At 42.0% G+C, this 7,576-nt stretch carries 8 protein-coding genes; 7 read left to right on the top strand and 1 reads right to left on the bottom strand.

Going from position 1 to position 7,576, the window contains the following annotated elements:
• Positions 1–250 precede the first annotated feature (250 nt).
• The 5 genes from Q0017_RS12780 (at position 251) to Q0017_RS12760 (ending at position 4,168) form a co-directional block, all read left to right on the top strand.
• Entirely contained in the window at positions 251–1,108 is an 858-nt protein-coding gene (locus Q0017_RS12780) for a VacJ family lipoprotein (protein ID WP_298147509.1), read from the top strand.
• 122 nt (positions 1,109–1,230) lie between these two features.
• On the top strand, positions 1,231–2,199 hold the full coding sequence (gene gigA / locus Q0017_RS12775; RefSeq protein WP_298147505.1) for an RsbU family protein phosphatase GigA: 969 nt from the start codon (positions 1,231–1,233) through the stop codon (positions 2,197–2,199).
• 114 nt (positions 2,200–2,313) lie between these two features.
• Positions 2,314–2,829 (top strand): anti-anti-sigma factor GigB, encoded by a 516-nt coding sequence (gigB, locus tag Q0017_RS12770; RefSeq protein ID WP_298147502.1) that lies wholly within the window; start codon positions 2,314–2,316, stop codon positions 2,827–2,829.
• Between the two features lie 15 nt (positions 2,830–2,844).
• On the top strand, positions 2,845–3,669 hold the full coding sequence (locus tag Q0017_RS12765; RefSeq protein ID WP_298147499.1) for a carbon-nitrogen hydrolase family protein: 825 nt from the start codon (positions 2,845–2,847) through the stop codon (positions 3,667–3,669).
• 106 nt (positions 3,670–3,775) lie between these two features.
• Complete coding sequence (locus Q0017_RS12760; RefSeq protein ID WP_298147496.1) at positions 3,776–4,168, top strand: DUF4951 domain-containing protein; 393 nt, start codon at positions 3,776–3,778, stop codon at positions 4,166–4,168.
• On the opposite strand, the gene gspE is transcribed toward Q0017_RS12760, so the two are convergent.
• Positions 4,169–5,656 carry a type II secretion system ATPase GspE gene (gspE, locus tag Q0017_RS12755; RefSeq protein ID WP_298147493.1) on the bottom strand — a complete coding sequence of 496 codons (1,488 nt, stop codon included), beginning with the start codon at positions 5,654–5,656 and terminating at the stop codon, positions 4,169–4,171.
• An 88-nt stretch (positions 5,657–5,744) separates the two neighbouring features.
• On the opposite strand from gspE, the gene Q0017_RS12750 reads away from it, so the two are divergent.
• Positions 5,745–6,551 (top strand): hypothetical protein, encoded by an 807-nt coding sequence (locus tag Q0017_RS12750; RefSeq protein ID WP_298147490.1) that lies wholly within the window; start codon positions 5,745–5,747, stop codon positions 6,549–6,551.
• An 8-nt stretch (positions 6,552–6,559) separates the two neighbouring features.
• On the top strand, positions 6,560–7,480 hold the full coding sequence (locus Q0017_RS12745) for a mechanosensitive ion channel family protein (protein WP_298147487.1): 921 nt from the start codon (positions 6,560–6,562) through the stop codon (positions 7,478–7,480).
• Positions 7,481–7,576: the final 96 nt, after the last annotated feature.

Below are 7,576 nucleotides of genomic sequence, written 5' to 3'. Positions count from 1 at the left end.
TACTCTTAATCTTAAAAGAGTCAAACACTTTTTTTAATTAATTTAAACAAGCGCTGCTGATGGAGGGCGATTATAGACAGACTTTTAACTTGTACAAGTACTTTTTACATATTCTTGCTAAAATTAGGCTTGAGTGCATATTTTTTATTCATTTTCTGCTTTTTTAAGTCAAATTTGCTTTAATAGGATCTATACACAGTGTGAATGATCCTCTGTATTGTCATTACATCTTAATTGTTTAGGATTTTATATGCGTTATTCTTATCTTTGGGTGAGCCTCGCTTGTGCTCTAGCAACTTCATCAGCTTTGGCCACACAGAATCAAGCTGCTGAGGAAGTATCACGTTTTGAAACACTACAACAATTAAAAAAATTGCGTGCTGAGCAATTTAAAGTTGATGCCAATGCAGCACAAAGTGAGGAAATTAAAGATCCTCTACAGCCTTTAAATCGTCAAATCTACGCGTTTAATGATGCTTTAGATCGCACTGTGTTGCGTCCTGTGGCTGTAAGCTACACTGAAAAAGTTCCTGAACAGATTCGAGGCTCACTCACCCAAGCACGTAAAAATTTAGATGAACCTTGGAATGCAGTCAATCAATTGGCACAAGGCAAACCTTTGCGTGCAGCCAAAAGCCTAGGACGTTTTACAATTAATACACTAACGACCTTAGGTTTTGCCGATCCTGCACAGCGCTTAGGTTTAGACAGTGAAGATGAAAGCTTAGGCACAACCTTAGGCTTTTATGGTGTACCGTCGGGTCCTTACTTCGTCATGCCTTTATTAGGTCCAAGTACAATTCGCGATGGACTAGGGAGCTTAGTAGATACTCAAGCGCGTCCGCAAAAATATATACTTGATGACAACGAAGGTTTATATTGGACTGAAATGGCATGGCGTGGGGTTGATGCGCGTGCCGGCTTACTTGATTTAGAAAGCGTTTTACAAGGTGATAAATATGCTGCAATGCGTGATATTTACCTACAACGTAAGAGCTTTGAAATCGCGCAAAAACGTGGTTTAAACGATGACAGCATGCTTTTTATTGATGATGACTTTGATGATTCAATCGATCTTGATCAAGAAAACCTAGACTCAGATCAATAAAAGTGCTCAGTATTTTGTAAAATAATTCGTTCACTGCATCGCAATTGATTTTTTTATAGTAATTGATTGCTATAGTAGTCGACTTATTATTCATTTGATTTTAAGGATCATACACTGTCTTTATGTACTTCATTCAACCGACTCGCGATATCGCTTATTTAGATCAGGTCTTAGATACGTTACCTAACGTACAAATGATTGCCATAGAAGATATTCAACTGTATGACCCAACCATTATTGCCATTGCAGATGTGCAAGATTATTTAACACATCAGTGGAATTTACCCACCATTGTATTGGGTTTTGATCAAGAAGGCAGTGCCCTATCTCAAGCATGGGAACAAGGTGCACTTGCCGGTTGGATTTGGAATCGTTTGCCTGAAGAGCCTGAAGAAGCATTAGCACGAATTGACGCTAAATATAAACGCAACCAAGACAGCCGTGATTTACCTTCGGCTGCACAATTACAACGCCGTTTATTACCCAATCCAATTGAACTACCCAACTATCAAGTTGAAACTTTGTTTAAACCTTCGGCTTATTTATCTGGTGATTGGTACGATTATTGGAAAATTAGCGACAAAGAAATTATGTTTTATTTGGCCGATGTATCAGGCCATGGTGTAACAAGCTCTTTACTTACCTCGTGGATGGCGGCATTTCATGGTCGCTCTAAAACGCCACGGGAATTGCTTAAAAAACTCAACGGCATGTTGGTACAAGAAAATATTGAAAAACATATCACCATGTTGGCAGGTATTTTAAATATTGAAACCCATGAAATTCGTTGGTCAAGTGCAGGACACTATCCACCTGCAATTATTTTTGAAAAAGATCAGCCACCAAAAGTTCTTAACACCAGCAGTTTTCCTTTGGGTTTAACCGAAGATTTAGAGGTTGAAGAGTTTGAATGCCGCTTAAATCGTGATGCACGGTTTATTATTTGCTCAGACGGTGCACTTGAACCCTATAGCGGTGGCTTAAACGAACAATTTGAGCAATTGGTATTTCATTTGCAAAATCAATCCTTTCAAGCACCCGAACACGTTGCCGACGACATTGCTATCTTAAGTCTAAGAAGAATGAAATAGCTGATTTATCAAAATCTTAGTATCAATTCACTCAACATCTGCTAGATCGAGGCTTGAGTTATATATACAGGCTATGGGATAATTTTCTATCCTTCTTCTGCAAATGGCATTTATATGTCAACAGGTCATGTTGAATACGCAAGTTTGAACGGAACGCATATTTTTAAGCTTATTGGCGAAGTGCGTGCCCATTCTTGCATCAGTCTCGATAAACTACTTGGTAAATTAGAACAGCATGAAGATGTTGTTGGTGCGATTGTTGATCTTACGCAAACCACCTTTATTGATAGTACTGTGCTTGGTGTACTTGCTAAGCTTGGGCTAAAGCTCAAACAAATTCATCACCTACAAGCCATTATGCTATCGACCAACCCTGACATTACCACTTTAGCCAATAGCATGGGCTTGGGTCAGGTGTTTGTGATTTTAAATTATCGCAGTGAATCAGATGTATCGACCAAAGCCTTGGTGGATGATCATATTAATCATGCCAATATGTTACACACTGTGCTTGAGGCGCATAAAACCTTAATGCAGCTGAATGAAAACAACCAAAATATGTTTGAGCCTTTGGTCAAACAGCTTGAAAAAGAACAAGAAAATTTAGAACAATCCAATCAAAATGTTTAAAATAATGGAGTAGCCATGACTTTACTTTCTGTTGCACAAATGAACTCACAAGATGATATTGAAGCTAATTTTCTTGTGATTGAACAACTGATGCAACAAAGTCAGGCTGCTGGTGCTGCTTTGATTGTCTTTCCTGAAAACTTTGTCTGTTTTGCAGGTGGCAAACAACGCCAAACAGCAGAACAGTTTGAAGCGATTCAAGCGCGTTTAGAGCAATTGGCACACCGTTATCAATTATGGATTGTGGCAGGTACCCTGCCTTGCCCTTATCGTCCAGATGGTTCGATCATTCAAGATGGTCGCGTGCGCACGGTGAGTTTATGTATTAGTCCTGAGCGCACTGAAGCACGTTATGACAAAATTCATTTGTTTGATGTGCAAGTGAATGATGCAGTGGGTGGCTATCAAGAGTCGAAATATTTTGAACCCGGCACAGATCTGGTTGTGGCAAAAACACCATTTGGTCATATTGGCTTAATGGTGTGTTATGACTTACGTTTTCCAGAGCTGGCTTTGAGCTTGCGTCAACGCGGTGCCAACATTTTGACGGCACCTGCGGCATTTACCTATACCACAGGTGAAATGCACTGGCAGTTGTTACTACAAGCACGTGCGATGGATACACAATGTCAGGTATTAGGTTCGGCACAACAAGGATGGCATGGGCAAAAGCGCCAAACTTGGGGACATACCGCAGCCACACATTCGCGTGGTCATGTGCTTGCGCATATTGATACACAAGGTGCAGGCTTAATTACAGTACCGTTTGATTTGGCTGAACAAGCTCAAATCCGTCAATCTATGCCATTAATGCAACATCGCGTTTTAGTGAGTTATTAAAGATGACCATTATTTAACAGTACTTGATAGGATTTTCCTACAAGTGCTGTTTTTTGTGCCTACTTTTCTTATTATAAAAGCTGATCTTCATAAAAATGCAGCTAATATGTTTAAACCTTTAATTTTAGCCACCAGTTTATTTACCTTATCAAGCATCGCCCAAGCAGAACTACACATATCTGAACAAGTTCGCCCTGTTATGCAATCGTTAGTTAATCCTGCTTATCAACGTATGCCGATTCCAGCCACACCTAACAATATGACTTTGCCTGCATTTGGACAAGGGATTATTGGTTGGGGCACAGGACCGCATGATGCCAAACGACGCTTTGAAAGCATTCACCGCGCAGATGTTGAGGGACTTAAAAGCCAAGGCGTAACCCTTGAGATGGTGCAAGCATGGCACGCCTTTTACGACAATGAAACACTGCGTAATCCCGGCAATCCAACGGCGCCCTATCGGGCACAATTAATGCAAAAAATTGTTCAGTTGTGGTAATTACTCACTTGCTGCATTGGTCACACGTAACACCTCTTCTAAAGTCGTCTTACCTTGCAGCACTTTGTTTAAACCATCTTGGCGAATGGAACCTGCGGCTTGACGGGCGTAGTTTTCAAGTTCAAATTCAGCAGCATTGCCATGAATTAAACGACGCATATGATCGTCTACAGGGACAATTTCATAAATTGCGGTACGTCCTTGGAAACCGGTATGCCCACAATGCTCACAACCCCTAGGATGTGGCAACTCGGTTAGCGCTTGCGTGTTCAGTTGGGTAAAGATTTGCTGCTCAAATTCATCGGCAGGCTGCCATGTCATACACTGCTGACATAAAGTACGCACCAAACGTTGGGCAATCACGCCAATAAGTGAACTTGACAATAAAAATGGCTCAATACCCATGTCTTTTAAACGCGTGACTGCACCAATGGCAGTATTGGTATGTAAGGTCGAGAGCACCAAATGACCGGTAAGCGAGGCTTGTACCGCAATCTCTGCGGTTTCTAAATCACGAATCTCACCCACCATGACTACGTCTGGGTCTTGGCGCAGCATGGCTTTTAACGCCCTTGCAAAGGTCATATCCACTTTGGTATTGACTTGGGTTTGACCAATGCCTTCAAGTTGATACTCGATCGGATCTTCTGCAGTTAAAATATTGCGTGAACCATCATTTAAATCTGCCAAGGCCGCATATAAAGTGGTGGTTTTACCTGAACCGGTCGGACCTGTGACTAAAATAATGCCATGCGGACGATGCACCAAAGTTTTAAGACGCTGATATTCTTCATCCATCAAGCCTAAATGGCTCATGTTTAAACGACCCGCTTGTTTATCCAATAAACGCATCACCACCCGTTCACCATGACTCGATGGTAAAGTAGACACACGCACATCGACTTCACGTCCGGCTAAACGTAGCGAAATACGACCATCTTGCGGAATACGTTTTTCTGCAATATCAAGACGCGCCATGACTTTAATCCGCGACACTAACAGCGGCGCTAATTCACGGCGTGGCTGTACAATCTCACGTAACTGCCCATCCACACGTAAACGTACCGATAATTTTTTCTCAAAGGCTTCAATGTGAATGTCGGAAGCACCCACACGAATGGCTTCTGATAACAACGCATTAATTAAGCGTACAATCGGTGCATCATCTTCTTGATCCATTAAATCTTCAGCTTCAGGCACAGAATCGGCTAAGGACAATAAATCTGGATGATCTTCAAGACCGGCTGCCACTTGTTGTGACTCACCGCTGTCGCCTGAAAAGCTGCGACTTAATAGCTGATTAAATTCTTGTTCGTTATATAACTCATATTGCGCCGGCACACCCAGTAAACGGCGCGCTTCTTGAATCGCCAACAGAGGTGTCTGCTCACGGCGTACAATAATCGGTTGATCGCCTGCATAACGAATTAAAATGGCATGGCGTTTAGCAAAACTATAAGGAATTTGTAGCTGTTTTAATGGCTGCATCACAAATTATCATGATGAAAAAAATTATTTTGAGTGTACTCTAAGCAGATGACAGCGTGAAGTCAGTTTTTTGCGGACTAGGATATTAATGCACTCAAGTTCCTTCAGCCCGATTACCCAATGGTGGGGCGAATATCATTTTGAAATCGGTCAGGCGCGTGCTTGGCAGTTTGGTTCACTGTTGCTACGCTTAAGTCGTGGCTTGCAAGAATGGCGTTTAGAATATCATCGTCCACAAGTGCAATATGACTATGAGCAACAGTGGCATCCGATTGATGATCCTGCTTTTGCTTTTCCACAACCGGTGCATATTGAACGCTATATGTTTAAAACCACACATGACAAAGTGCAGCTTATGCCACGTTTGGCCAATCGCTCTGTGGTGATTAAACCGGTTGACCCGATTTATATTCCCGCCAGTCAACGTGGTACTTTGTATATCAGTACCCCGCTTTGGATCGCAGGTTTTGTGGAAGGTCAGCGCGAACCCTTGTTTGATATTCCAGTGATTTTACCCAAAGACACTTGGTTTGGCCCCAATCCGCGTTTAGGCGAGATTTGTTATTCCACCTCTGTCGATGGACGTACCGAACTCAGTCAGCTCAAACCGCGTGCTTTTCGTGCCATCACCCCCATTGAATTTCATAATACCAGTAATCAACAATTACGCTTTGATCGTATGAATGTACCCGTCACGGCGCTACCGCTGTTTTTTAGTCAAACCACTGGTCGGCTGTGGACTTCACAAATTCGCGTCAATCATGAAGGTTTAGATCGTCCACCACGGATTCGGATTGAAAATCGCACTCCTGTACAAGCCGGTGAAGTGACTTACCTGCAACCACCGCGTGAATCCGGCAGTGTGCTGTTTAATATGTTTGACTCGTTCTTCTAAGGATTGTTATGGCAGATTCAAAAATTCTAGATGGGGTATGGAGCAGCCTTGCAGGGACCTTTGAGGGCTGGAAAACCGATCGCGTCATTGAAATTGTGATTGCAGTGATCATTATTATCATGGGCTTTTTTATTGCCCGTGTGGTGTCCAATACCTTTATTCGTACTGTTGGGGCTAAATTTAATGCCCATCAAAACTTAGTCTGGCGACGCGGTATTTTCTACAGCATTTTTATGCTGTTTATGATTGCAGGCTTAAAAGAGGCGGGCTTTAAACTCAGTGTATTTTTAGGTGCAGCGGGGATTTTAACCGTCGCGTTAGGTTTTGCCTCTCAAACGTCGGCCAGTAACCTCATTAGTGGTATGTTCTTAATTGGTGAAGGTTCATTTGAAGTTGGCGATACCATTCAAATCACGCTGATTCGTGGTCATACCATTGAAGGTGAAGTAATCTCGATTGATTTATTGTCGGTTAAATTACTTACTCAAGACAATGTGTATGTGCGCCTGCCCAATGAGCAATTGATTCGGGCACCAGTACAAAACCTATCCAAATTCCCTATTCGGCGTATTCCGATCACTTTAGCCATTAATTTTGATGAAGACATTATCAAAGTGCGCCGTGTGTTGTTAGATGTAGCACAAAAATATCCATTGGTATTGGCTGACCCCAAACCTGCGGTTACGGTAACCTCTTTTGGCGAATCGTCCATTGAAATTTTATTTGCGGTGTGGTGTCAGCGTGAAAACTTTTTAAAAGTAAAAGACGAATTGCATGAGCGCATTCGTAATGGCTTTGTCGACAATCATATTGAAATCCCTGTGCCTAAAATGGGCTTTGTAGATCGTCCTATTCCATCGGTCTCCAAAAACTTAGCCGATGTGGATGAATACGCCCAGCAAGAACAGCTAAAACGCGAGCCTAAATAATTAAAAAAGCCCTACCTTATAATCTGCACCCCGAAAGTTGGACACTCTCAGTCTAATTTAAAGGGTGCTTTTTAATGGCTAAATATTCTCAAGAAT

Source organism: uncultured Acinetobacter sp., from assembly GCF_947624825.1.
Taxonomy (GTDB): Bacteria; Pseudomonadota; Gammaproteobacteria; order Pseudomonadales; family Moraxellaceae; genus Acinetobacter.
The sequence above is the reverse complement of the archived record's forward strand: the minus strand, read 5'-3'. Positions and strand labels throughout refer to the sequence as shown.

Excerpts from the sequence above, each read along its gene's own strand:
- Q0017_RS12780 (WP_298147509.1), top strand. The coding sequence starts at position 251 with ATGCGTTATTCTTATCTTTGGGTGAGCCTCGCTTGTGCTCTAGCAACT.
- gigA (WP_298147505.1), top strand. The coding sequence starts at position 1,231 with ATGTACTTCATTCAACCGACTCGCGATATCGCTTATTTAGATCAGGTC.
- gigB (WP_298147502.1), top strand. The coding sequence starts at position 2,314 with ATGTCAACAGGTCATGTTGAATACGCAAGTTTGAACGGAACGCATATT.
- Q0017_RS12765 (WP_298147499.1), top strand. The coding sequence starts at position 2,845 with ATGACTTTACTTTCTGTTGCACAAATGAACTCACAAGATGATATTGAA.
- Q0017_RS12760 (WP_298147496.1), top strand. The coding sequence starts at position 3,776 with ATGTTTAAACCTTTAATTTTAGCCACCAGTTTATTTACCTTATCAAGC.
- gspE (WP_298147493.1), bottom strand. The coding sequence starts at position 5,656 with ATGCAGCCATTAAAACAGCTACAAATTCCTTATAGTTTTGCTAAACGC.
- Q0017_RS12750 (WP_298147490.1), top strand. The coding sequence starts at position 5,745 with ATGCACTCAAGTTCCTTCAGCCCGATTACCCAATGGTGGGGCGAATAT.
- Q0017_RS12745 (WP_298147487.1), top strand. The coding sequence starts at position 6,560 with ATGGCAGATTCAAAAATTCTAGATGGGGTATGGAGCAGCCTTGCAGGG.